At 63.6% G+C, this 24,106-nt stretch carries 25 protein-coding genes; 7 read left to right on the top strand and 18 right to left on the bottom strand.

Annotated features, from left to right (window positions below; genetic code table 11):
• Positions 1 to 321 precede the first annotated feature (321 nt).
• From holA to AC6IZO_RS01565, 12 genes are all read right to left on the bottom strand, one after another.
• On the bottom strand, positions 322 to 1,449 hold the full coding sequence (holA, locus tag AC6IZO_RS01620) for a DNA polymerase III subunit delta (RefSeq protein WP_497807326.1): 1,128 nt from the start codon (positions 1,447 to 1,449) through the stop codon (positions 322 to 324).
• A complete protein-coding gene (lptE, locus tag AC6IZO_RS01615; protein ID WP_497807324.1) occupies positions 1,450 to 1,971 on the bottom strand; it encodes an LPS assembly lipoprotein LptE in 522 nt (173 codons plus the stop codon).
• Positions 1,968 to 3,026: an Asd/ArgC dimerization domain-containing protein gene (locus AC6IZO_RS01610; RefSeq protein WP_497807322.1), complete on the bottom strand. Its 1,059-nt coding sequence runs from the start codon at positions 3,024 to 3,026 to the stop codon at positions 1,968 to 1,970. Before AC6IZO_RS01610 ends, lptE begins: the two co-directional genes overlap by 4 nt.
• On the bottom strand, positions 3,023 to 3,892 hold the full coding sequence (locus tag AC6IZO_RS01605) for a CDP-alcohol phosphatidyltransferase family protein (RefSeq protein ID WP_497807320.1): 870 nt from the start codon (positions 3,890 to 3,892) through the stop codon (positions 3,023 to 3,025). The genes AC6IZO_RS01610 and AC6IZO_RS01605 overlap by 4 nt, the downstream gene beginning before the upstream one ends.
• Positions 3,889 to 4,536 (bottom strand): phosphatidylserine decarboxylase family protein, encoded by a 648-nt coding sequence (locus AC6IZO_RS01600; RefSeq protein ID WP_497807318.1) that lies wholly within the window; start codon positions 4,534 to 4,536, stop codon positions 3,889 to 3,891. Before AC6IZO_RS01600 ends, AC6IZO_RS01605 begins: the two co-directional genes overlap by 4 nt.
• Before the next feature lie 249 nt (positions 4,537 to 4,785).
• Positions 4,786 to 5,013 carry an HP1242/YdcH family protein gene (locus AC6IZO_RS01595; protein ID WP_497807316.1) on the bottom strand — a complete coding sequence of 76 codons (228 nt, stop codon included), beginning with the start codon at positions 5,011 to 5,013 and terminating at the stop codon, positions 4,786 to 4,788.
• A gap of 84 nt (positions 5,014 to 5,097) precedes the next feature.
• Positions 5,098 to 5,538 (bottom strand): ribosomal protein S18-alanine N-acetyltransferase, encoded by a 441-nt coding sequence (rimI, locus tag AC6IZO_RS01590; protein WP_497807314.1) that lies wholly within the window; start codon positions 5,536 to 5,538, stop codon positions 5,098 to 5,100.
• On the bottom strand, positions 5,535 to 6,293 hold the full coding sequence (tsaB, locus tag AC6IZO_RS01585) for a tRNA (adenosine(37)-N6)-threonylcarbamoyltransferase complex dimerization subunit type 1 TsaB (RefSeq protein ID WP_497807312.1): 759 nt from the start codon (positions 6,291 to 6,293) through the stop codon (positions 5,535 to 5,537). Before tsaB ends, rimI begins: the two co-directional genes overlap by 4 nt.
• Positions 6,294 to 7,262, bottom strand: coding sequence for a methylmalonyl Co-A mutase-associated GTPase MeaB (meaB, locus tag AC6IZO_RS01580; RefSeq protein WP_497807310.1), 969 nt, complete (start codon positions 7,260 to 7,262; stop codon positions 6,294 to 6,296).
• A 114-nt stretch (positions 7,263 to 7,376) separates the two neighbouring features.
• The gene (locus tag AC6IZO_RS01575) at positions 7,377 to 7,826 is read right to left on the bottom strand and encodes an SRPBCC family protein (protein WP_497807308.1); all 450 of its coding nucleotides are present in this window, start codon (positions 7,824 to 7,826) and stop codon (positions 7,377 to 7,379) included.
• A gap of 59 nt (positions 7,827 to 7,885) precedes the next feature.
• Positions 7,886 to 8,935 (bottom strand): threonine aldolase family protein, encoded by a 1,050-nt coding sequence (locus AC6IZO_RS01570; protein ID WP_497807306.1) that lies wholly within the window; start codon positions 8,933 to 8,935, stop codon positions 7,886 to 7,888.
• 78 nt (positions 8,936 to 9,013) lie between these two features.
• Positions 9,014 to 9,964, bottom strand: a complete 951-nt coding sequence (locus AC6IZO_RS01565) for an alpha/beta hydrolase (protein WP_497807304.1) — start codon at positions 9,962 to 9,964, stop codon at positions 9,014 to 9,016.
• Positions 9,965 to 10,174: 210 nt separating this feature from the next.
• Here AC6IZO_RS01565 and AC6IZO_RS01560 point away from each other — a divergent pair, with 210 nt between their 5' ends.
• The 3 genes from AC6IZO_RS01560 to AC6IZO_RS01550 all read left to right on the top strand — a co-directional run bounded on the left by AC6IZO_RS01560 (position 10,175) and on the right by AC6IZO_RS01550 (position 11,903).
• The gene (locus tag AC6IZO_RS01560; RefSeq protein WP_497807303.1) at positions 10,175 to 10,849 is read left to right on the top strand and encodes a nitroreductase family protein; all 675 of its coding nucleotides are present in this window, start codon (positions 10,175 to 10,177) and stop codon (positions 10,847 to 10,849) included.
• A 69-nt stretch (positions 10,850 to 10,918) separates the two neighbouring features.
• Positions 10,919 to 11,383, top strand: coding sequence for a hypothetical protein (locus tag AC6IZO_RS01555; RefSeq protein WP_497807301.1), 465 nt, complete (start codon positions 10,919 to 10,921; stop codon positions 11,381 to 11,383).
• 88 nt (positions 11,384 to 11,471) lie between these two features.
• A complete protein-coding gene (locus tag AC6IZO_RS01550) occupies positions 11,472 to 11,903 on the top strand; it encodes an NUDIX hydrolase (RefSeq protein ID WP_497807299.1) in 432 nt (143 codons plus the stop codon).
• A gap of 87 nt (positions 11,904 to 11,990) precedes the next feature.
• Here the strand turns inward: AC6IZO_RS01550 and AC6IZO_RS01545 are convergent, their stop codons facing one another.
• A complete protein-coding gene (locus AC6IZO_RS01545) occupies positions 11,991 to 12,344 on the bottom strand; it encodes a hypothetical protein (protein ID WP_497807297.1) in 354 nt (117 codons plus the stop codon).
• A gap of 683 nt (positions 12,345 to 13,027) precedes the next feature.
• Between AC6IZO_RS01545 and AC6IZO_RS01540 the strand changes: the two genes are divergently transcribed.
• Together AC6IZO_RS01540 and AC6IZO_RS01535 are read left to right on the top strand one after the other, a co-directional pair.
• Complete coding sequence (locus AC6IZO_RS01540) at positions 13,028 to 13,672, top strand: hypothetical protein (RefSeq protein ID WP_497807295.1); 645 nt, start codon at positions 13,028 to 13,030, stop codon at positions 13,670 to 13,672.
• A gap of 212 nt (positions 13,673 to 13,884) precedes the next feature.
• Positions 13,885 to 15,945: a transketolase gene (locus tag AC6IZO_RS01535; protein WP_497807293.1), complete on the top strand. Its 2,061-nt coding sequence runs from the start codon at positions 13,885 to 13,887 to the stop codon at positions 15,943 to 15,945.
• Between the two features lie 207 nt (positions 15,946 to 16,152).
• Here the strand turns inward: AC6IZO_RS01535 and AC6IZO_RS01530 are convergent, their stop codons facing one another.
• Entirely contained in the window at positions 16,153 to 16,392 is a 240-nt protein-coding gene (locus tag AC6IZO_RS01530; protein WP_497807291.1) for a hypothetical protein, read from the bottom strand.
• Between the two features lie 191 nt (positions 16,393 to 16,583).
• Between AC6IZO_RS01530 and uvrA the strand changes: the two genes are divergently transcribed.
• Positions 16,584 to 19,382, top strand: coding sequence for an excinuclease ABC subunit UvrA (uvrA, locus tag AC6IZO_RS01525; RefSeq protein WP_497807289.1), 2,799 nt, complete (start codon positions 16,584 to 16,586; stop codon positions 19,380 to 19,382).
• 78 nt (positions 19,383 to 19,460) lie between these two features.
• Here uvrA and AC6IZO_RS01520 read toward each other — a convergent pair whose 3' ends face one another.
• The 4 genes from AC6IZO_RS01520 to AC6IZO_RS01505 form a co-directional block, all read right to left on the bottom strand.
• Positions 19,461 to 19,661 carry a hypothetical protein gene (locus tag AC6IZO_RS01520; protein WP_497807287.1) on the bottom strand — a complete coding sequence of 67 codons (201 nt, stop codon included), beginning with the start codon at positions 19,659 to 19,661 and terminating at the stop codon, positions 19,461 to 19,463.
• A gap of 95 nt (positions 19,662 to 19,756) precedes the next feature.
• Positions 19,757 to 19,948 carry a hypothetical protein gene (locus AC6IZO_RS01515; protein ID WP_497807285.1) on the bottom strand — a complete coding sequence of 64 codons (192 nt, stop codon included), beginning with the start codon at positions 19,946 to 19,948 and terminating at the stop codon, positions 19,757 to 19,759.
• Between the two features lie 111 nt (positions 19,949 to 20,059).
• Positions 20,060 to 20,638: an LOG family protein gene (locus AC6IZO_RS01510; RefSeq protein WP_497807283.1), complete on the bottom strand. Its 579-nt coding sequence runs from the start codon at positions 20,636 to 20,638 to the stop codon at positions 20,060 to 20,062.
• A gap of 96 nt (positions 20,639 to 20,734) precedes the next feature.
• Entirely contained in the window at positions 20,735 to 22,708 is a 1,974-nt protein-coding gene (locus AC6IZO_RS01505; RefSeq protein WP_497807281.1) for an ABC transporter ATP-binding protein, read from the bottom strand.
• A 159-nt stretch (positions 22,709 to 22,867) separates the two neighbouring features.
• Between AC6IZO_RS01505 and hemW the strand changes: the two genes are divergently transcribed.
• The gene (gene hemW / locus AC6IZO_RS01500) at positions 22,868 to 24,079 is read left to right on the top strand and encodes a radical SAM family heme chaperone HemW (protein ID WP_497807279.1); all 1,212 of its coding nucleotides are present in this window, start codon (positions 22,868 to 22,870) and stop codon (positions 24,077 to 24,079) included.
• Positions 24,080 to 24,106: the final 27 nt, after the last annotated feature.

The following is a 24,106-nucleotide window of genomic DNA, read 5'->3' as shown; positions in this document are numbered from 1 at the left end:
GGCTGAGCACGCCGCAGCCCTGCCACACCAAACGCCGCACTCGAGCGCAAGCCTTGCGCTGCGCCCTGACGCCACACAGCAGGATGCGCTCGAGCGACGGCCGCCTTTGGCGCTGCTAACGGAAGCGGCGCGCACACGCACCAAGCCCCGCGTCCCGCCGCGGCTCTCCCTCCTTCGCATCCTGCGGCGCGACGGCAAAGGGGCGGAGCCCGTCACAAGACTCCGCCCCTTCGTCAATCTCTGAACTTGTCTATTTCCTATGTCGACCGGTGAAGACGCCTTGCAAGAAAAGAGGGGGCGACGGCAGTCGCACCGCTCTTGTTATACCGGCAGCTCTTCCTGCTGCCAGCCGTCGCCCTGGGTGGGCTTGGGCTCGGCGCAGAGTTCGAGCACGAGGTTCTCAAGCACCAGCCGCTTGCTGGGCGGGTTGGAGCGCAGCGCGAGGTCGGCCTTGCCGATGAGGCGGATGGCGCGCGTCAACTCGCGGCGTGACTTGTAGCGGCGCGCCTGCCGAATGACGTCTTCGGCCGCGAACGGCGGCACGCGGAAGCCCTGCCACAGCACCTGCCACAGCGCACGCGAGTCGCGCACGTTGCGCTCGCCAATCACGAGCATCTGCCGGAAGGTTTTGGCCAGCATGTAGAGGTGGCCGATGGCCGCATCGTCACCATCGCCAGTGGAGAGCATGGCGTCCATCACGGACAGCGCGCGCGGGCGGTCCTTGGCGCTGATGGCGTCGGTCAGCTCGTACAACGTGCGCTGCTTGGCCGCCAGCACCATCGTCTCCACGTCGCCGAGGGTGATGCGCTTCTTCTCTCCAACGTAGAGGATGAGCTTCTCCAGCTCGCCGGAGATCATCATCATGTCGCCGCCGAGCGAATCGACCAGCTCGCGCGCCGCGTCGGTTTCAATCTTCACGTCTTCGCGCGCGGCGGTGTCGGAGAGCCAGCGCACGGCCTCGCCCTCGTCCACGCGGGCGAACTCGATCAGCGCGCAGTAGGAGCCAAGCGTCTCCTTGATGCGCTCGTAGCGGTCCTTGTCCTGCATCTCCATGCGGCGCGTGTCGGCCGGAATGTTGATGTGGTCGGCGATAAAGATCAAGAGCGCGTCAGGGTTCGGATTGCGGAAGTATTCTTCGATGGCGGCGAACTCGGCGTCATGCTTGCCGCGCCCATAGAGCGCTTTGATACCGCGCACGAAAAAGACCTGGAACGGCGCCATCAGCGACGGCGTGCGCGCGCGGTCCAGCACCTCGACGACCTCCGTGTTGTCGAGGTCAAACTCGTAGAGGCAGAACTCGCGCATGCCGGGCGGCACAAGGTGTTCGAGCACCGCGTCGCGGCACTGCCGGCGGAAGAACGCCTCGTCCCCGATAAAGACGTAGCCCGCCTGCAACTTGTGGCTGCTGACGTCGGAGACAAAACGTTCCGTGGATGCGAAGGTCTTCACCTAGAAGGCCTCCAGCATGCCGCTGACGAGGGTACGCGCAAAGTCGCGCGAAATGCGGTCAAGCGCCGGCCCCTGCTCCTCAAAGAAGTTGGCCGACTCGCGCGCCACCTGGTACTGCTCGCGGAAGATGAAGTTCGGGTTCTCGTAGAGCACGCGGCCGCTGCGGTCGGTGAGCGTCACCTTGATGGCCACCGTCACCAGCGAAGTGGAGACCTGGCCGGTGCGCGAATCATAGGTGACGGGCGCGACCTGCGCGCTGGTCACCACGCCGCGCAGCACGGCGTCGCCCTCGGCCTGCGAGGTGACGATGCGGTAGCGCGTGCGCGTGTTGAACTCACGCACCACGGCCTCGGTCAGGCGCGTCTCCACGTGGTAGGTCTTGGTCTGGTTCTCAAACGGCAGCACCGCGATCGTGCGCAGCGTGGGCGGCAGTTGCGAGCCCTTGCCCGCAACGTGGTAGCCGCAGCCAGCACTGGCCAGCAACAATCCCAGCGCGCACGTCATCAGCAGACGCAACTTCATTGCACCTTCCCCCGGGGACGCGCGGCCGCCATCTGCTCGGCGCATTCAATGGCCTGCGCCACGCTCACGCGGAGATTATCGGCCACGGCCCACACCCAGAATCCATGCGGGTTGGCGCCATCTTCGCGCACCAGGCACTGCACATCGTCCTCGCCAATGGCGGAGGCGCTTGCCGCCTCGCGCGCATCCTCCAGCAACACAACATGGGTGCCGTCGAGCGCGTTTTTCACCTGCTCAAGGTCAGCGTCCTTCTCGGTTTCAACGTAAAGCGCGAAGCTGTCCGTGTGGAAGACCGGCGCCTGCAGCACCATCAGCGCCGGGCGCGGCGCCTTGCCTGCGGAGATGGCTGCAATGTGGCGGCTGATGCGCTGACGAGTCTGTTCCAGCGAGCCTTTTGCCTGCTCCCCGAACGCGGGCAGCAGGTTGAACGCCGACTGCGCGCCGAATACCTTCTCCGGAATCTGCTGCAGGTTCAGCAGAGCCACCGTTTGCTCGTGGAGTTCATCCACGCCGCCACGGCCCAGTTGGCTTGCCGGCTCCAGCACGGTGGCCACCGCAGTGCGCAGCGGCAAGGCCTTGTGCAGGCGCACCAGCAACAGAGCCAGCACCGAAGCCGCCGGATGGGCCACGACGACCGGGGCGGAAGCCAGCTCAACGCCCGGCTCGCCGCTCAATTCCTTCTCCAGCCACGGCGAACGCAGCTTGGCCTTGGGCTGCGCTTCCAGCGCGTAGCTCAGGTCGATGATCTCGCTGCCCGCGTCGGCAGCCATCTTCCAGCTTTTGGCCGTGAAGGACTGCTCGCTGGCAAAGAAGGTGAAATCGGCATCCGTCAGATGCTCAGGAAGCACGCTCTGAATGAAAGTCGGCTCGTCGCCAACGGCTTCGAGCTGTCCAAGCGAATCGTCATCGTCGAGCAGCTTCACGTCCGCCGAGGGGAACCGACGCTCGCTCAACTGCTCGGCAAGTTCCTTGCCCGCCAGCGTGGCCGCGCCAACCACAGCGACTTTGAACCATCCACCACGGGAATTTTCACTGTTCATATCGTGCTCGCTCATTGTGCCTGCGCCTCCTGCGGCGGGGTCGGGGTCTCCTGACGACGGCGGAAGCCGTACGACAGCCGAGCGCAAACGCCCATCAGCATATACGTCACGGTCAAGGCCAGCAGCACATACCGCGAGAAGTTCCACACCGCCCAGATCGTCAGGCCCAGTACCAGCAGGATGCGGAACGGATGCTGATGACGCACGTCCAGACCCTTGGCGCTCCAGAAGCGCCAGGTGCTCACCATCAGGAAGCCGATAAAGGCGACGAAGACAATCCAAGCCACGGCCAGCCGCCAGTCATGAATCGGCTCGCCCAGGCGGAAGTGCACCACCGCCGCCAGGCAGCCCGCGCCGCCAGGAATCGGCATGCCGACAAAATACTTGCGCCCCGGAACACCGGGGTTCTTGGGCTGCGGGTTTACCGAGATGTTGAAGCGCGCCAGCCGCGCCGCGCCAGCCGCCAGAAACAGGAACGCGACAATGACGCCAACCTGCTGGATGTTTCCAAGGATGTCAGGGTTGATCGTGGTCGGCAGCAGACGGAAGCCCCACACCCAGGCCATCAAGGCCGGGGCGACGCCGAAGGTCACGGCATCGGCCAGCGAATCAAGCTCACGCCCGAAGTCGGTCTGCGTGTTGGTCATGCGCGCCACAGCGCCATCCAGGCCGTCAAACAACACGGCGAAGCCGATGGCCTTGGCAGCGATATCAAGGTGCCAGGGCTCGGACGCCGAGGCCATCAGGACCTGCGTCAGGGCAAAAAAGCCCGCCGCCATGTTGCCCGTGGTGAACAGCGAGGGCAGCAAGAACATGCCCTTGCGCATGCGCCGTTCCTGCGCGGCGGTTGGACGCTTCGGTAACGGCAATCCCAGGTTCATGCCTGCTTCTCCACCTGCGCGTCCGCCACCGGCAGCGTCGCCAGAATGGTGGAGCCGCCGCGCACATGCTCGCCGAGCTTCACCGCCACGCTCGCCGCCGCGGGAAATACCACGTCGCAGCGCGAGCCAAACTTGATGAGTCCGAAGCGCTGTCCGCGCTCCAGCCGGTCGCCCACCTTGGGCCAGAAGATAATGCGCCGCGCAATCAGCCCGGCGATCTGCTTGAAGATAATGCGCGCGCCGCTCGCGGTGCGCATGGTCAGGATGCTCTGCTCGTTCAATTCGGCCGATTCGGCCGCCATGGCGTTCTTGAACTGTCCGCGGCGGTACTCGATGGCCTCCACCACGCCGGTTTCAGGCGCGCGGTTCACATGCACATTGAACACGCTGAGGAAGACGCTGATGCGCGTGCAGGCTTCGCCATCCACCGTCACCGGAGAAATGTCGGTCACCTTGCCGTCGGCAATCGAGACAATCGCGCCCGGCGTGGCGGGAATCACCCGCTCCGGGTCGCGGAAAAACCACAGGAAAAATGCCGCCAGCAGCAGCGGAATGACCGCCAGCCAGCACATCGAGGTAAGCCAGCCCAGCACCGCAGCCGCCACCACGCAACCTATTCCGTAAAAATATCCGTCGCGAACCATGGAGACCTTTGATTATAGCGAATTAGGGGTGTGCATTTCGCCCGGAACGCTACAGACCGTCGGTTCACACGCTGCGTGATCGACTGGCTCGGCCTGGGAGTGGCGAGCAGATTGGGCCACGCGCAACGGAAAGCCCCGGCACGCGGCCGGGGCTTGGGGGTTGGATCTTGGTACGTCATACGGACACGCGTGCCCTCGCAGGCGATCTGCGTCTCCACTGCGTCAGGCGTGAACGGGTCTGGCCAGCTCTCAGGCTGTCGCGTGTTGGCCGCCGAAGGTTTTCTCCAGAGTCTCCATCTGGTCCTTCAAGCGTAATTTCATCTTTTTCAGGCGGACTTCTTCGACTTTATCGTCTTCGGAGGGGTAAGGCTTTTGCATGAGGGAATCAAGCTGCTGGGAGTAAGTCTTGTGTTCCTGAGTCAGGCGGCGAAATTCTTCGCTGCTGGCCAGGAGCTGCTCGCGTACGGGAGTCGTCATTTTCAGCACCTCCAGAGCAGGGATTTAGTGCTCGTGAGGCTAACACCGCGTTCACGTTCCTTCAACAATTTTCGACGCGAAAATTCACAGATTTTTGCGGTAGATGACGGCGTCTTCTAAGGGATTGTCATAGTAAGACTTGCGCGTTCCGGCCTGCTCGAACCCGGCGGCTTCGTAGAGCTTCCGGGCCGCTTGATTCGAGATTCGCACCTCGAGAAAGACGCACTCGGCACCCTCCGCGCGAGCAGCGTCCAACATGGCCGTCAACAGTGCGCGACCGTGTCCGCGACCACGCGTAGCCTCGGCGACCACAATGTTTTCCAGCTCCCACTCCACCGTCTGGCGCAGCGCCAGCAGCAGCCCGCAGGTATCCCCGCCCTCTTCGGCGACCAGCACCAGCCGCCTCGGCTCGCCGCCGCGCAGAGCGTGTTCGTAGGCCTCGCGGGGCCAGTGCGCGGCCGTTGCGCTGGATGCGGCAATCTCCACCATGCGCTCAACGTCCGCGAGTTGTGCGGGGCGAATCACTTCTTTTCCGAAAGGTAGTTGGCGGGGGGCTGCGGTGTGGCGCTGGTAATGACCGCATGCGGCGCTTCACCCTGGATACCAAGCTTGGGCGCCGAGAAGACTTCGGCGTCCGAGCGCCGGATGTAGTTGGCATCAAGCAGCTCGGGCGCAACCGTGATGCCCGCGGCAAACTTGCGCGCGCCAAGCTCGGCAAAGTTGCGCGCCGTCGGGCGCGCGGCCTTCGCCGCCGGCAAACCGGCTTCGGCGAGCACCGTCAGCACCGTCTCGTCGCAACTCACGGTACGGAGCGGCTTCGCGCGCAGTTCCTCAATCAATTTCTCCTGCGGCAGAAGCACTTCGCGCAGCATCTTCGGCAGCGGGCCACCGATCTCGTACTCGCCGGCGTAGACCTCGTCGCGCTGCGCGTCGAGCAGGGCCAGCACGCTTCCTTCGCCATTGGCGGCTGCGGCCATAGCCTCCAGCACACTGACCTCAACCACAGGCTTGCCGAAGACCTCGGCCAGAGCCTTCACCGTGGCGATGCCGACGCGCAGTCCGGTGAATGAGCCGGGGCCGCTGGCGACCGCGTACAAGTCAATCGCGCTCTTTGCCACGCCCGCGCGCTCCAGCACGAAGGCCAGTTGTGGCACCAGTTGCGCCGAATACGTTTTGCCCACCAGCGAAGCTTCGGCCAGCAGCGTGCACACGCCGCCTTCCGCGCGCACCAGCGCGACTCCACCTTGTTTGCCACAGGTATCTATACCAAGAACAATCATCTATTCATCCGGGCTGGGCTCGGTCAAACCGGCCAGCAATTCGTCCACGAGCGTGTAGGGGTCTCGCTTGTGCTCGCTGATCTCCGCCGCATACTGCTGGGCTGCCGCGCTGTCCATGCGCTGACGCACCACGCGCTCCAGCACTTCTTCGCGCAGCATCTCCTCCAGCCGCGCGCGCCAGTTGGCGACGCGACGCTGGCGGCCCACCTCGCTCGTCTGCAAAAACTCTTCGTAACGCGCAATCTCCGCCGCCAGCTCCGGCACGCCCTGTCCGGTGGCGGCTACGGTCTTCACCACCGGCGGAATCCAATCGTCATGCCGTGTGGCCAGCGACTGCATGGCCTTGATCTCGCGCTCGACGCGCTCGGCGCCTTCGCGGTCCGCCTTGTTGATGACGAAGATGTCGGCGATCTCCATGATGCCGGCCTTGATCGACTGCACGTCGTCGCCCATGCCGGGCACCAGCACCACCAGCGTGATGTCCGCGAGGCGCACAATGTCGACCTCGTCCTGGCCGACGCCGACGGTCTCGATCAGCACCACATCACGACCGCTGGCATCCATCACGGTCGCCACGTCGGCGGTAGCGCTGGCCAGCCCACCCAGCGAACCGCGCGTTGCCATGCTGCGGATGAACGTGCCGGGGTCCGCGTGGTGCGACTGCATGCGAATGCGGTCGCCAAGAATAGCGCCGCCGGTGTAGGGACTCGACGGATCGACGGCAATGATGCCGACCGTCTTCTGCTGCTTGCGGAACTCGCGCGCCAGCGCATCCACGAGCGTGCTTTTGCCCGCGCCGGGAGCGCCGGTCAGGCCCAGCACACGCGCGCGTCCGCTGGAGGGAAACAGCGCACGCAGCAGAGCATGCGCCTCCGGCGTGCGGTTTTCCACCAGCGTGATGGCACGCGACAGGGCACGCAGATTCCCCGCCGCAACTTGCTCCGCCCATTGTTCGATGGTTGCGCTCATGGCCACGCAACAGTTTACCAGCCGCGTGGAAACCGCAGGAGATTCCGCGCAGACGACCGCGCCCCGCACAGGCAGACCTGAACGGGCGCGTGAGACTTTTGCGAACGGATGATGCTACTTGTTTTGTGCCGCAGCTTCGGCTTCTGCCTGGATGCGGCCGACCATGTAGGCGATGCCCTGTTCCAGCGGCCCGCGGGCGCGGTCGCCAAAGAACATCAACGGCGCGCCGCTGAACTCCTGCACGGTCTTCAACTCGGTCTTGCCGCCATCCACCGCACTGAACTTAAATTGCAGGTCAGCATCAATGCCGCTCTTGCTGGCCGTCAGGCGGAAGCCTTCTGGCGCGGTAACCTCCGCCAGCGTTGCCGTCAGGGTCAGCTCCATCGGCTTCAGGATGACCAGTTCCAGCTTTGAACCGGCCGTCCAAGGCTCGCCCTCCACCCAGCGCGCCGAGCGCAGCGCGGAAGGGTCCCAGCGGGGCCAGCGGGTTACATCTTCAAACACGTGCCAGACATCGGCAGCCGTGCAATTGGCTACGGAGGCAAATTCCACTTTCAGTGACATGGTCGTCCTTTGGATGCGCGCCCGCACCGGGCGATCACAAATTTGTACTGCCAGCCTGGTTACGCCGCACAGATCTTTTCCAGCTCCACCAGCGCCTGCTTGCACTCGGCGGTCGTCACGTCCTTGTGCGTGCAGAAGCGGATGGTCTGCGGCGTCACGGCACCGCAGAGCACGCCGTGCTCCTTCAGGGCTGTCACGATCGCCGACGAACTCTTGCCCGTGCCGCTCACTTCGAAGATAAGGATGTTGGTCTCGACGGTTGCAACGTCAATGCTGACGCCCTTGATCTGGTTCAGCCCTTCGGCCAGCAGACGGGCGTTGGCGTGATCCTCATGCAAGCGCTTGGGGCCTTCTTCGAGGGCGATCAATCCGGCAGCGGCCAAGATGCCGATCTGCCGCATGCCTCCGCCGAGCGCCTTGCGCGTGGCGCGCGCAGCCTTGATGAAGTCTCGCGAGCCAACCAGCATGGAGCCTGACGGCGCGCCCAGGCCCTTCGACAGGCAGAACATCACCGAATCAAATTCCTTGGTGATCTCCGCCACCGGCCGCCCCAGTGCCAGCGCGGCGTTGAAGACGCGCGCGCCATCCAGGTGAACGGGCAGCCCGCGCTTGTGCGCCTGGCGGCAGATATCTTCCATGTTCTCCACCGGCGTGACGGTGCCGCCGGCCATGTTGTGCGTGTTCTCCATGCTGATGAGGCCGGTCTGCGCCAGGTAGTAGGTCGGACCGGCAATCTTCGGCTCCACCAGCGACCAGCTCAGCACGCCCTTGGGCGCGGCAATGGGCCGCACGATGCAGCCCGAGAACCAGGCGAGCATCGCCATCTCAAAGTTGAAGACGTGCCCGCGCTCTTCGCACAGAATTTCCTGCCCCGGCTTGGTGTGCAGCTTGATGGCGATCTGGTTGCCCATGGTGCCGCTGGGCACAAAAATCGCGGCCTCGCGCCCGAAGACTTCGGCGGCGCGCGCCTCCAGGCGGTTCACGGTCGGGTCTTCGCCATACACGTCGTCGCCGACTTCGGCTTCGGCCATGGCGCGGCGCATCGCGTCGGTCGGCGTGGTAACGGTGTCACTGCGCAGGTCAATCCACTTCTTTGTAAGAGAACTCATGGCCCCAAGCTCCTGATGGAATGCTTTCAGTCTAGTCCATCCGGCGCGCGGGGCGCACAAGCCAATGCGGCAGAGGCGCTATTTTGCGGCCTTCGACTCGGTGGGCTTCGTCAGCAGCCCCTGCACGCGCAACCAGCGCTCCAGCAGCAACGGCCACTGCTCCAGCGTGGGATCGCCCTTGCCAAGTCCCGCGCCGTGAGCACCGTCAGAGAAGATGTGCAGTTCAATCGAGATGCCTGCCTTGCGCGCCGCATCATAGAAACGCATGGCCTGCTCCACGGGAACGGTGGAGTCGGTCAGGGTGTGGTAGAGGAACGTGGGCGGCGTCTGCGCGTCCACAAACAGGTCGGGCGAGTACGCGGTGCGCAACTGTTCGCAGCGATCCATCAGGCCGAACAGCTTGCAGTAGGAAAGATGCGAAGTATCGCTGGAGATACCGCCAATCCACGGGTAGGCAAGGATGAGGTAATCCGGGCGGCTGCTCACGCGCTCCACCGGGTCGGCAGCCTTGAGCTTACCGGGCTGAGGCTGCGTGGCGGCCAACGCCGCCAGATGGCCTCCGGCGGAAAAGCCGACAATGGCGATGCGGTCGGGCTGAATCTTATATTCGGCGGCCTTGGAGCGCACCAGTTGAATGGCGCGGCGGGCGTCCAGCAGCGGCACGGGCAGCACGTAACCATCGGAGGTCAGCCGGTAGCTGAGCACGAAGGCGCGGAAGCCTCGCGCGGCGAACCAGGTGGCCACCTGCAGGCCTTCACTGTTGCCGGAGAGCTGCGCATAGGCGCCGCCGGGGAACACGAGCACCGCCGAACCATTGTCGGAGCCGGTCGCCGGGTCCACCACCGTGAGCGTGGGGATGTCACGGCAGGCATTGCCGCGTGCCAAAGGCGCCGCGCCGGGCCACAGGCGAATGGTGTGCAACCCGAGAAAGGCGTTGTCATTGCCCGGCAACGCACAGGGAACCTTCTGCGCCCAGAGCGCGCTGCTTATCGCCACCATCCCAACCAGCACCGCAATAATGCGTTTCATTTCCGGCCTCTGCATCTTCGGCAGCATTATAGGTGGCGCTGCCGGCTGCGGCCGAAGAACTTGCACAGCAGAATATTTGTTGTGACAATTATTCTGCGACGCGGGCTCTCGCCCCCTCATCTGTTTCCTTGTAAGCCGCCAGCCAGCGCCTGCGCGGCATTCGATCAAGGCTCGCAGCGTTGCGGGCGACCGTAAAAGGAGATTGCCATCATGCCGTTGTATTCCAAGCCGTTTTCCCAACTCATGGCCGAACGCCGCGCCACTTCGAGCTTTGATTCCACGCCCATTCCGGACGAGGACCTGAAGGAGATTCTCCGCTTGGGCTTTGAAGCCCCCAGCGGTTACAACCTGCAGCCGTGGCGCTTTGTCGTGGTCCGCGACCCGGAACAGCGTCGCAAGCTGCGCGAAGCCGCCTTTGGCCAGCCCAAGGTGGAAGAAGCGCCGGTGGTACTTGTTGCCTGCGGCGACCCGCTGGCATGGAAGGATGGCGACCTGGAGAAGATGATTTCCACGGCAAAGGAGCGCGGCACCATCACGGACGAGATTGCCGGGATCATCCGCAAGAACGTCACCAACTTCCTGGGCAGCCCGGCAGGAGATGCGGGCGGCGTGGCGCCGGACTTCGGCCTCTGGGTGAACCGCGCGACCATGATCGCCTACACCTCGTTGATGTATGCCGCCGAAAGCCTGGGTTATGACACCGCGCCGATGGAAGGCTTCTCGGAATCAAAGGTGAAGGCCTTGCTCGGTATTCCGGAGCGCGTGCGCGTGGTGGCACTGCTCGCCATCGGACGCCGCAAGGGTGACAAAAAGCCGTATGGTGGCCGCTTCCCCATCGACTACCTGGCCTATGACAACGGCTGGGGCAAAGGCTTGAAACTGTAAGACGCATGTAAGATGTGGAGTGTCCGCGCCCGGCAGCCAAACAACTCCGGGCGCGGACACGAGGTTCCCATGCGAACGTTTGCCTCTCGACTCCTGACCGCCACTCTGCTCGGCCTGCTGCTGTGTGCCATGCCAATGGCAGCGCAGGACGCCAGTCAACCTTCCGCTTCGTCACTGCCCACTTCGTCGGAAGCCGCGGCCCTGCTCCACATCATGAGCAATGGTCTGCTGTCGCATGACTCCCGTCTGTTTCTCTCCGCCTTCGACACCGCACAGATGCCCGCCTACGAAAGCTTCTCCGGGCAGGTACGCGCCATGTTCCAGCGCACCGATGCCCTGCGGCCTCACCTGCACCTGCTGAGCATTGAGGACGCCGGGAGCGGCACCGCTCGGGTGCAGGTGGAAGCACAACTGGAGCTGAACTTCGCCGATGGTTCGGTGGAGCGTCGCGAAAAGACGCTGTTTTTGACGCTGGCGCGCAGCGCGAAGGGCTGGCGAGCCGTGGAGTTGGAACCGCGGACGCTCTTCTATTGAGCGCCCGGAGCGGGTGTCGTTGAACGGACTCCCGGCTGCATTCGACGCAGAACATCGTCCGCGCTTCTGCGCGTGTTTCAATAGAGTTATGACCCGCGAATATCCGGAACATCCTTTGGTTGGAGTTGGCGCCGTGGTGGTGGCTGAAAACCGCGTGTTGCTGGCGCGCCGCGCCCATGCCCCGCTGGCCGGGGAGTGGTCAGTGCCAGGCGGAGTGCTGGAACTGGGCGAAAAGATGCGCGAAGGCTGCGTCCGCGAAGTACGCGAAGAGACAGGGCTGATCGTGGAGGCCGGCGAGGTGCTCGACGTCTTCGACAGCATCTTCCCCGACGCAACCGGCCGCACGCAGTATCACTACGTGCTCATTGATTTTCTTTGCCGGGTACAGGGCGGCACGCTCCGCGCCGCCGACGATGCCGCCGAAGTCCGCTGGGCCACCCGCGAGGAACTCGACACGCTCGGCATCAAGGCCGTCACCATCGACGTGCTGCGCAAAGGGCTGGCCCGGGCCACGCGGTAGAATGCCGCTTCACCATGCTCCGTAGAGGACCGCTCACCCACCACCCCAAAGCCACTCAGCAACTCCACCGTCGGAAGGCGCTCCCCGCTACGGAAGCGCCGCGAGAACCTTCTCAATCTGCTTGCGGTGATACTCAACGACCTCCGCAGGAGTGCCCCATGCACTGGCCTTGCGGGCCAGAACCATCACAACCTGCATCAACGACGCCTTGTCCGGCGCGCTGAAATCACTGCCCACCTCATGAAATGTTCCGCGGATGGCGCCCTCTACCGTATGCATCAGGTCCTCATCCTTCGGGACCAGGCCCAACATTTCGGCGGCTCCGGCAAACCGCTCCTTCTGCGCCTCAAAAAAGCACCTGCAGATGAGATCGCGAGCCTTCGCAGCGTTCAGATTTTCAAGTTCCGACTCCGGAACCGACCAGCGGTGATACTCAACCATGGTTAGAGTTCTCCTGCGTCAGCCTGTACTCGGGATGCCGTGAATGCATGTGGGCGCCACCCAATGGCAGGCGTGATGACAAAATCGAGATCGACGTGGGAACGTGATTGGGATCATTGAGGTCCAAGGAAACATCGCCCCAAGCGCCGTAGTTTCAGCTTAAGGCGGCAACAGCCTTTGAACCCAGCGATGTTGGAGCAGAATCTGGAGGCAGAAAAACTTTCGTACCCAATTCACCAGCACTTCCCGTAGACAGGGGCATGGCACAGAATGCAAGACAAAGGTGCCAGCCTGCTTACCAAGCCAAAACTGTTCCCGGCGCGTCTAAGTTGTGTATCCGTCTGCCCCGCCTGGCGATGGTAGAATCCCCGGATACGAGGTCTGTGATGAATCCTGTGTGCGCGATTAGTTGGAAGGCTTGCCGGAGGGCGTTGTGGCCATGCTTCATGGCGACGGCGCTGGTTCTACCCGGCGCCGCGCAACAGCCCGCACAGGGGATGCAACCTCCTCCGGAGATGCGTTCTCCGCGTGGCGACCGGCAGGATGCGCAATCGCAGCAGGACTCACCCCAGGGTGAGCGGCAGCATGGACCACGTGCGCACCATCCGGGAATGTTCTCGCAACGGCCTTTGCAGTCCGTTGCGGCTCCGCAGGTGCAGCCCGCACCTCAGGTGCCCTCCACAGTGGCGACAGCGCCTCAGACACTGGTGGCACCCGCGCCGGAAACGTTGCTGGCCAAGCCGCCGGTGGTGCCGACGGTCAAGATGCAGAATGGGCTGCTGACCATCGACGCGCCCAATTCCAATTTGAATGACGTGCTCAACGCGGTGCGCAAGGCCACGGGAGCAACCGTGGACGGCAATGTGAGCGCTGACCGCGTGGTGGTGCGCCTTGGGCCCGGCACGCCGAGCGAAGTCGTCTCGGCTCTGCTGACCGGCTCGCGTTATGACTACATGCTGCTCGGGGCCGAACAGCAGCCCGGCTCGCTGGTGCGCGTAGTGCTTACCCCGCGTCAAGGCGCTCCGGCAGCTACGGCCTACGTACCGCCGGTCGCCGCCATGCAGCAGCCGGCCCGGCAGGCACCGCCGGATGACAATGATGATGGCTTGAGCGACGAGCCGCTCGACCAGAACCAGCCGCAACTGGCACAGCCGCCGCAGCCCGCAAGCCAGAAGGCCGGGCAGCCTTCCAATGACGGCCAGGCGCGCAGCCCGCAGCAGATGTTTGAGGATTTGCAGAGGATGCAGCAGCCGCCGCAAGCGCCGCAGCAGACTCCCCCGGACTCGCCACCACAGCAGACCCCGCCCGATTCTCCGCCGGAGTCCTAGCCGCACTTTGCTCTGAGTCCCGCTCCATATCTCCAATTCTGAAAAAACAACGAGTTGGGAGACTCCTGTCCAGCCGGAATGCTGTCACAGTTCTAGCGTGATGGTGCTCACTGACCGGCTGTGCGCCACAGGATAGAGTCTCCGGTTTCTATAGAACGTCTGCGCCCCCTCGTTGCAAACCTTGGCAGACGTTCTTTGAGGTAAAGACAAACATGCCGATTCTTGATTCTGCTACTCGCCAGCCGTTGCGCCGTTACACCACGGACGAGTTGAAAGCCCAAGCCACACTGATGCGCGGGTATAACCTTGCTTCCCTCTATTGCGCGGGCTCCGGACATGCTGGCGGCACGCTCTCCATCATGGACATCACCGCCGCCCTCTACCTGGAAGTGGCAGACCACGATCCAATGAATCCGCGCTGGCCCGACCGCGACCGCATCATCTGGTCGGCCGGACACAAGGCCCCGGCGCTCTACACCGGGCTGGCGTTTTCCGGCTACTTTCCCAAGAAGGACCTGGCCCTGCTTCGCAAGCTGTCGTCTCCGCTGCAGGGGCACCCGCACTGGCTCAAGCTGGCGGGCGTGGAGGTTTCCAGCGGCTCGCTCGGGCAGGGCCTGAGCGTGGCGGTGGGCAATGCGCTGGCCGCGCGGCTTGACCACAAGGATTACACCGTCTTCTGCATGATGGGCGACGGCGAACAGCAGGAAGGCCAGGTCTGGGAAGCAGCAATGGAGGCCGCCCACTACAAGCTCGACAACCTGGTCGCCATCCTCGACAAGAACAACCTGCAGATCGACGGCAAGGTTTCCGACGTGATGGACATTGAGCCTATCGCGGAGAAATACGCAGCCTTCGGCTGGGAGGTGGCGCAGGTCAACGGGCATGACATGGAGCAGTTGGTGACCATGTTGACGGCTGCCAAGACGAGCCGCAACGGCCGGCCGAAGGTCATCATTGCCGACACCGTCAAGGGCAAGGGCGTCAGCTTTATGGAGAACGTTGCCGGCTGGCACGGCAAAACGCCGAACCATGACGAGTTGCTGAAGGCGCTGAATGAGCTGCAACTGGATTCGCAGATCGACGTGGAAGCCCTTGGCGTGGTGGCAGCCGACTACCAGCGCGAGGTGGAGCGCAAGCTCAACGCGCGCCTGCCCAAGTTCAGCACCGACTACTGGTGGAACCACCGCGAGAGCATGAAGGTGGCCATGGAGCCGACGCGCAAGGGCTTTGGCAAAGGACTGGCCGAAAGCGGTGCCGATGAGCGCGTCATCTGCCTCGGGCTGGACATCTCCGGCTCCATCACCATCAATGAGTTCTATGCCAAGCATCCGGAGCGCAAGCCGCGCTGGCTGAGCATGGGCATTGCCGAGCAATCGGCCACTGCGGTTGCCGCCGGTCTGGCCAAGGAGGGCAAGCTGCCGGTGATGGGCACCTATGCCACCTTCGCCGCCGCGCGCAACCTCGATCAGATCCGCGTCTCCATCTGCTACGGCAACTTCAACGTCTTCATCGCGGGCGCGCACGGCGGCGTCAGCGTGGGGCCGGACGGCGCGACGCATCAGGCGCTGGAAGACCTGTTTGCCATGTGCGGCCTGCCCAACATGAAGGTCGTGGTACCGGCCGACGCCATTGAAACCTACAAGGCCACCAACCACATGCTGCTGCATGAGAAGGGGCCGAAGTACGTCCGCTTTGCGCGCGAGGCCACGCCCATCATCAGCAAGGACGAGACACCGTTCGTCTTCGGCAAGGCCAACGTAATCCGCTTCCGCGGCGAGCAGCCGAACTTTGTGGACGCCTTTGAGACCGTGCTGGCCGAGCAGTACGTGACCGAGAGCGAGGACCTGACCATCATTGCCTGCGGCCCCATGGTGCCGGAGGCGATGCGCGCCGCCTGGATTCTGAAGCGCGACTACGGCTATGAAACGCGCGTGATTAACATGCACACGCTCAAGCCGCTCGACCGCCACGCCATCCACCGCGCCGCGCTGGAGACGGGAGCGATCGTCACCGCCGAGGAGCACCAGATTGGCGCGCTGGCCTGGCACGTGGCCGGCGTGATTTTGGAAGATGCCGCGCTGTATGGGCGTCCGGTGCTGACCGGCTACATCGGCGTGCAGGACCGCTTTGGCGACTCCGGCGCTCCGTGGGAGCTGGTGAAGGAGTTCGAGGTGAGCGCTGAGCACATTGCGCGCAAGGCCACCGAGCTGATCGCAGCCCGCGAGCATGCACGCGACCTGGCGCGCGAAGGCGTGGTGGTCTCCACGCACTAACCCTTACCCCGCACCGGTGCTGATGGGCCGTGCGCGGGCAACAACTGAAGCTCGTGGTGACCCGCCTGGCGCACGTCGCGGACCGGTCACCCTCCGGGGGCCTGCGGAAACGCGGGCCCCTGCCAATTTGACCGAAGATTTCATCGCAAAAGGAAAAGAGGGACCGAAGTCCCTCTTCTTTTCCTGGCAACAATTGTTTCAGAATGGCTAATCGCCGGTGGGTCCCACCTGCGGCACCAGCGCGACGGGAGCCGTTTTGGCTCCAGTGCGCCTGCGCCCGAAGAAGTTCAGGATCCCCACGATCGCGGCATAGCCCAGTACAACACCAAGCGCAAGCGAGGCACCGATTACCAGCACCGTCGCAAACGTCACAAGCACGGTATTCACGACGTTCTCTTCTCGATTCTTGCCGGTGCGATCAATCGCCGCATCCAGCAGGTTCGTCATCTAATCTAAACCACCAGGACGGCCAGCGGAAACCTTCCAGCACTTTCTCGCGGTTTGACGCTCGGCGCTATTGGCAAATAAGATACTTGGGTCGAGTTGTCTTCCTACCTTGTAACGCTGACTGAGCGCAGAGCCAAATCACGCAAGGTCTTGGCCCATTGCCGGGACGGAAGCAGCCCATTTTCCCGCAGATGGCGATTACCCAAATCACGGTCCGAGGCGCGCGGCAGCACAACCTCAAGAATGTCAGCGTCGAAATTCCGCGCAACTCACTCACGGTCATCACCGGACTGAGCGGCAGCGGCAAAAGCTCGCTCGCCTTTGACACCATCTACGCCGAAGGCCAGCGCCGCTACGTGGAGACACTGTCGGCCTACGCGCGCCAGTTTCTGGACCAGATGGAGCGGCCCGACGTGGACGCCATCGACGGCCTGAGCCCGGCCATCTCCATCGAACAGAAGACGACCTCCCGCAGCCCGCGCTCGACCGTGGGCACCATCACCGAGATTTACGACTACCTGCGCCTGCTCTACTCCTCCATTGGCGTGCCCCATTGCCCGCATTGCGGGCGCCAGATCTCACGCCAGTCGGCCGACCAGATTGTGCAGATGGTGATGGAGTTGGCCACGCGCGAGGCAGGCAAGGAAGAACGCGTGATGCTGCTGGCACCCATCGTGCGCGGCCGCAAGGGCGAGTTCAAGAAGGAACTGGAGAAACTGGCGCAGCACGGCTTTACGCGCGCCCGCATTGACGGCGAGCTGTGCAGCACGGAAGACGACCTGAAGCTCGACAAGCGCAAGAACCACACCATTGAGGTGGTGGTGGACCGGCTGGTGATCAAGCCCGGCATTGAGAAGCGGCTGGCAAATTCCGTCGAGGTGGCCATCAAGCTCGGCAGCGGGCTGGTGGTGGTCAGCATTGTGGGCGGCGAGGAGCACCTTTACAGCTCGCGCATGGCCTGCCCGGAGTGCGGCATCAGCGTGCCGCAACTGGAGCCGCGCTCGTTCAGCTTCAACAGCACGTTTGGCGCCTGCCCGGAATGCAACGGCCTCGGCTCCAAGTATGATTTTGACCCGGCAAAGGTGATTGTCGACTGGAGCAAGCCGCTGTTCGACGGCGGCCTTGGCCCCGGCTCCGGCTCGGCTTCGCTCGCCTCCATGGTGAAGCGTTTTGCCGAAGAACAGAAGATCGACCTCGACCAGCCGTTCGAGCAACTCACGCACGCGGAGCAACAAGCGTTGCTTTACGGCAAGGGCGATACGCCTCGCAGCCGCGCCCGCAGCGGCTTCCGCGGCATCCTCGCCTTCCACAAGCAGACGCTCGACGAGACCAGTTCCGACGGTTACCGCGAATGGCTGATGGGCTACATGTCCGCCACGCCGTGCCCCGCCTGCCATGGGCAGCGGCTGCGCGCGGAGAGTCTGGCCGTCAAGATCAACGAGCTTTCGATTGCGGAGTTCACCGCACTTTCCGTGACGCGCGCGCTTGAGAGCATTCAGACCTTGAAGCTCAATGCCCGCGAGGAGCAGATTGCCGGACGCGTGGTGCGCGAGGTACGCGAACGACTCGGCTTCCTGCAGAAGGTCGGCCTTGGCTACCTCTCGCTGAGCCGCTCGGCCGCAACGCTCAGCGGTGGCGAAGGCCAGCGCATACGGCTGGCCACGCAGATTGGCAGCCGCCTGCGCGGAGTGCTCTACGTGCTCGACGAGCCTTCCATCGGCCTGCACGCGCGCGACAATGAGCGCCTGCTGGAGTCCCTGGAATCCCTGCGCGATCTGGGCAACACCGTGCTCGTGGTGGAACACGACGAGGAGACCATCCGCCGCGCCGACTACGTCATCGACCTCGGCCCCGGCGCGGGCACGCAGGGCGGAGAGTTGGTAGCGGCAGGAACGCCCGCGCAAATTGAGCAGGAGCCGCGCTCGCTGACCGGGCAGTACATCTCCGGCGCGCGCACCATCGTCTCTCCGCACGAGCGGCGCAAGCCCAACGGGCACGCCATCACCATCGTGGGCGCGCAGGAGAACAACCTGAAGAGCGTGGACGCCACCTTCCCGCTGGGCATCATGACGGTGGTCACCGGCGTCTCCGGATCGGGCAAGTCGACGCTGGTCAATGACATTTTGTACGCGGCACTGGCGCAGAAGCTCTACAAATCGCGCCAGGAGCCGGGCAAGCACAAGTCAATCAGCGGCACGGAGAACATCGACAAGGTCATCTGCATCGACCAGTCGCCCATCGGACGCACGCCGCGCTCAAACCCTGCGACCTACACCGGGGTCTTCACGCAGATTCGCGAACTCTACGCCATGCTGCCGGAATCGCGCGAACGCGGCTACAAAGCCGGGCGCTTCAGCTTCAACATCAGCGGCGGACGCTGCGAAGCCTGCCAGGGCGAGGGCCAGCGCCGCATTGAAATGAACTTCCTGCCCGACGTCTACGTGCAGTGCGAGGTCTGCGGCGGCAAGCGCTACAACCACGAGACGCTGGCGGTGCGCTACAAGGGCCACTCCATCTCCGAGCTGCTGGACATGCCGATCTCCGACGCGCTGACAGTGCTGGAGAGTATTCCGTGGGTGCACCAGAAGTTGCAGACGCTGGTGGATGTGGGGCTGGGCTATATACGTCTGGGGCAGTCCTCGGTCACGCTCTCGGGCGGCGAGGCGCAGCGCATCAAGCTGGCGCGCGAGTTGAGCAAGCGCCAGACCGGACGCACGCTCTACCTGCTGGACGAGCCGACCACGGGCCTGCACTTTGAGGACGTCAGCCGACTGCTGGAGGTGCTGCACCGGCTCACCGACCTGGGCAACACCATCATCATCATCGAGCACAATCTCGACGTCATCCGCAACGCCGACTGGATCATCGACCTTGGCCCCGAGGGCGGCGAGGACGGCGGACGCATTGTGGCCGCCGGAACACCCGAGCAGGTGGCACGCGTCAAGAGGAGCTACACCGGCCAGGCCCTGGCGCACGCGCTGAAAAGCTAGCGCGGCCCTTTCTCACTCAACTTAAGTTTGGAAGTCATTGATGCGCGCCACACACGTTGCAGGCCTGAGCGCCTGAGCTCAGTAGCGGCGCGGGCCGGCCAGCACGCGAGCGGGCAGCAGCACCACGGCGCGAATCAGCTCCAGCACGCCATCCACCGCAATGCCCAGAATGCGGAAGGGCAACAGCAGCAGCCACACCAGCGGGTAGAGAATGAGCGCCAGCAACGCCAACGGCCAGCAGAAAAACAGCAGCACCAACCAGACGAGGAATCCCATCATCAGCGCCTCCACGAATTAATACGGAGCGCGGCGCAGGGCGGTTCCCTGTTTGTGTGGCGCACGCCTCAACGGGCAACCTGCACGCGGAAGCCGGGCTACTCGGCGGATTCTTCGGGAGGCGTTTCGAGGCCGTCGAGGATGTAGCTGGACATGACGGCGCCGCACTGCGCGTGGCAGTGCAGGCAGGTGGCGGCCCCGCAGGGCAGCGGCTTGCGCGTGCGCGGCGGCAGCGTTGGCGTGGAGCGCGGTGTGCTCGCGGCCTTCGGATTCTGTTTGGAATCAGCCATCCTCATCTCTTCTTGCCTTCAACGTACCGCAACTCAGAGCGGCCTAGCTGCGACCTAGGTCACAGTTCAGATGGCAGCGCATTCCCCTTGGAAAGCGAGCAGCCCCGCGACTTACAGGCGCTCGCGGGCGGTCTCCGGGGCCGCGCCCCACACCAGCAGGCGCTCAATCAACGCGGCGGGGTTCGTGTCTGCCAGAAGTATTTCCCGGTTCTGGGGGCGGAGAAACTTCTCGCGCTCGGCGGCGGCGAACATCTCCAGCAGCGGCGCGTAGTAGCCCTCAACATTCAGCAGGCCGCACGGCTTGTGCTGCAGGCCAATCTGCGTCCAGGTCAGAATTTCGCAGAACTCATCGAAGGTTCCGAAGCCGCCGGGCATGGCGATGAAGCCGCTCGAAAGCTGTGCCATCAGCGCCTTGCGTTCGTGCATGGAGCTGACGATGTGCATGCGGGTCAGACCGGTGTGAGCCACTTCTCGGTCGACAAGAAATTGCGGAATGACGCCGATGACCTCGCCGCCTGCGGCCAGCGCCGCGTCGGCCACCACACCCATCAGTCCCACGTTGCCTCCGCCATACACCAGCGCGATGCCGCGCTCGGCCAGCTCGCGTCCAAGTTGGGCGGCGGCCTCCGAATACGCCGGGCGCGCGCCCGTGCTCGAGCCGCAGAAGACACAAATCCGTTGGGTAGCCATGCAGTGAGCATAGCGTCTTTCTATGAACGTTGTGAAACAAAGAAACCAGCCAAGACGACGCTGACGGCTTGAAGCGCACAGGCCTGCGAGATCGGCTCAGTCCGCAGCGGGCTGCGGCTGCGCGGCGAGTCCGGCGGTCTCCACCGCAGTCTTCTGTGCGCTGTCCACTGTGGCGGCACTCGGCGCAGAAGACAACTCCTGGTCCTTGTACTGGAGCTGATAGAGCTTGTAGTAAATGCCGCGCTGCGCCAGCAACTGCTGGTGGGTGCCTGCCTCACGCACGCGCCCCTTGTGCATCACAATGATCTGGTCGGCACGCTGGATGGTGGAGAGCCGGTGGGCGATGATCAGCGATGTGCGCCCCTCAACCAGCCGCGTCAAGGCCTCGCGCACGCGGAACTCGGTCTCGGTGTCGACGCTGGAGGTCGCTTCGTCGAGGATGAGGATGTGGGGCTTGTGCGCCAGCGCGCGTGCAAAACTGATGAGCTGCTTCTGGCCGGTGCTGAGCGTGCTGCCGCGCTCGACCACCGGCGTCTCGTACTTCTCCGGTAGAGACTCGATGAAGTCCGCGATGTTGACCTCGCGCGCGGCCTCCTCCACGTCCTGCATGGTCACCGTCTTGGTGCCGAGCCGGATGTTGTCCGCAATGGTGCCGGTGAACAGGAACGGATCCTGCAGCACTACACCGCAGCGGCGGCGAAGCTGCTGCAAATCCATCTCGCGGATGTCGACGCCGTCGATCTTGATGGCCCCCTGCTGCACGTCGTAGAAGCGCAGAAGAAGAGAGATGATCGTCGTCTTGCCCGCGCCGGTGTGGCCCACAAAGGCCACGGACTGGCCCGGCTCAATGGCGAAACTGGCGTCGCGCAGCACCCAGTCCCACTCGTCGCTATCACCTGCGGCCTTGTGCGTAACCGGGTCTTCCGGCAGCGGCACATGGCGATAGGCAAACCAGACATGGTCGAACTCGATGCGGCCGGGACCTTCCGGCTCCTTGATCTGCGCGGGAGAGACAACTTCAGGCGGTGTATCGAGCAACTGGAAGATGCGCTCGCTAGAGGCCATGGCCCCCTGCAGGATGTTGTACTTTTCGCTCAAGTCCTGAATGGGCCGGAAGAAGCGCATGGAGTACTGCGTGAAGAGTGTGAGCGTACCAATGGTGGTGGCACCAGCCAGCACCTGATGTCCGCCATACCAGATGACGCCAGCAATGGCACAGACCGAGATGGTTTCCACGATTGGGTAGTAGAGCGCGTAGGCCAGGATGGTGTCCTTGAAGGCCTCCATGTGCTCGGCGTTGACCTTCTCAAAGTCGCGGTAGCTGCGCGCCTCGCGGTTGAACAACTGCAGCGGCACAATGCCGCTGACGTGCTCCTGCAGGTAACTGTTGATGCGCGCAATAGCCACGCGAATGCGACGGAAAGCCGCGCGGACCACCTTGCGGAAAACGTTTGTGGCGATCAGGATGAGCGGCACCATGGAGAAGTTCACCAGCGCCAGGCTCAGCCCGCCGGTTTCATGCCAGCTTACATAGAGCATGACGCCGACGATTCCGGCAATTACAAATATGTCCTCAAAAATGGAGACCACGCCGGAGGTGAACATGTCATTCAGCGCGTCCACATCGCTGGTCATGCGCGTGACCAGCCGGCCCACCGGGTTACGGTCAAAAAATGCCAGGTGCATGCGCTGCAGGTGCCGGTAAAGCTGGCTGCGCATGTCGAACATCACCTTCTGGCCGGTCCACAACATCATGTAGGTCTGCGTGTATTCCAGCAGGAAGCCGACAAACAGCAGGCCGAGATACAGCAATGCAATCTGCGTAACGCCGCGCACGGGATCGGCGCTGAGATAGCGGTCCAGCAGGGAGAACGCGCCTGCTTTGTGCGACATGTAGCGGTCAATCGCCGTCTTGATCAGCAGAGGCGCAGCCACGTCGAGGCCAGCCTTCAGCAGGATGGCGGCCAGCGCCACCACAACCTGAAGACGATAAGGCCGCAGATAGCGCAGAAGGCGCGCAATGATGCGGCTGTCGTATGCTTTTCCTAGTACTTCTTCTTCCTGGGCCATGCGTTCCTGTAGCGTTCGATAAGTGCTGAACTTTTATTATCTCAGTTGATTGGATGTTGCGGGCGGCGGCAGGATGCGGACACGCTGAAAGTGTCGGACAATGGAAGCCTGAGAGTGTGACTGCGCGCGGCCTTGGCGCGATTGGAATGAAGTGATCTCGTGACGCTTGGACTCTACATCTCGGTGCCCTTCTGCCGGACTAAATGCTCGTTCTGCAATTTTGTCTCGGGCGTGGGACGGCCGGAGACCTTTGCGGCCTACCTCTCGCTGGTGGAGCGCGAACTGCGTGCGTCCGACAAGCTGGCAGCGGAGATGGGCGCAGAGTTTTCGCGTGCGGTCGATACGGTCTATCTCGGCGGCGGAACGCCGAGCGTGCTGGCGCCCGGGCAACTGCGCTCGCTGTTTGCCGCCGTGCGTGACGGCTTCGACCTCACGCCCGGCGCGGAGATCACCGTGGAATGCGCGCCGTCGACACTCAACGAGTCCATGGTCGAAACGCTTGTGGCCTGCGGCGTCAACCGCGTCAGCCTTGGGCTGCAATCGTGGCAGGAGCGGGAATCGCGCGCCGTGGGCCGGCTGCATACGCCGGAAATTGCCCGCGAGGAAATTGCGCGGCTGCGCGCGGCGGGTCTCACGGAGATCAACCTCGACCTGATCGATGGCCTTCCCTACCAGACGCGCGAGAGCTGGCGCGACACCCTGCGGCAGACCATCGAGAGCGGCGTGCCGCACGTCAGCGTCTACATGCTGGAGGTGGACGAGGATTCGCGGCTCGGGCGCGAGCTGATTGCGGGCGGCGCGCGCTACCACGCGCACCATGTCCCGGACGAGGAGCTGACCACCGAGCTTTACGAAATGGCCTGTGCGGAGCTGAACACCGCAGGCATCCGGCAATATGAGATTTCCAACTTCGCGTGCGAAGGCCACCGCTCCCGCCACAACTTGAAGTATTGGCATCGCGAGCCGTACATGGGCTTTGGCGTGGATGCACATTCCCTGCTGCCGCTGGCAGCTGGTGCAGAGAGCGCCGGTGCAGCGAGTCATTCCTCACACGCTGCCGTGCGCTTCGCAACCTCTGACGCCCTTGAGCCGCTGCTGTCCGTGCACGAAGGCTTCGCCCCTCGCACGCGGACGCTCGTCGGCGAGCAGCAGGCGGTGGAAGAGGCATGGTTCCTAGGTCTGCGGCTGAATGACGGTGTGAACCTCACTCAGATGCGGCGCGAATACGGCGACGCGGCTGTCAGCGGCTATCGACAGGAAATTGAGCAACTGCTGCGCGATGGGCTGCTGGAACGTGCAGGCGAGAGCCTCCGCCTGACCCCGCGCGGGCGCCTGCTCTCCAACGAGGTCTTCGAGAAATTTCTGCGCTAGCAAGTGTTTTGAAAGGTGAACGACACT

This window comes from Oryzophilus luti (genome assembly GCF_059726245.1).
Note: the sequence above shows the minus strand (reverse complement) of the source record. Positions and strands in the feature narration are given on the sequence as shown.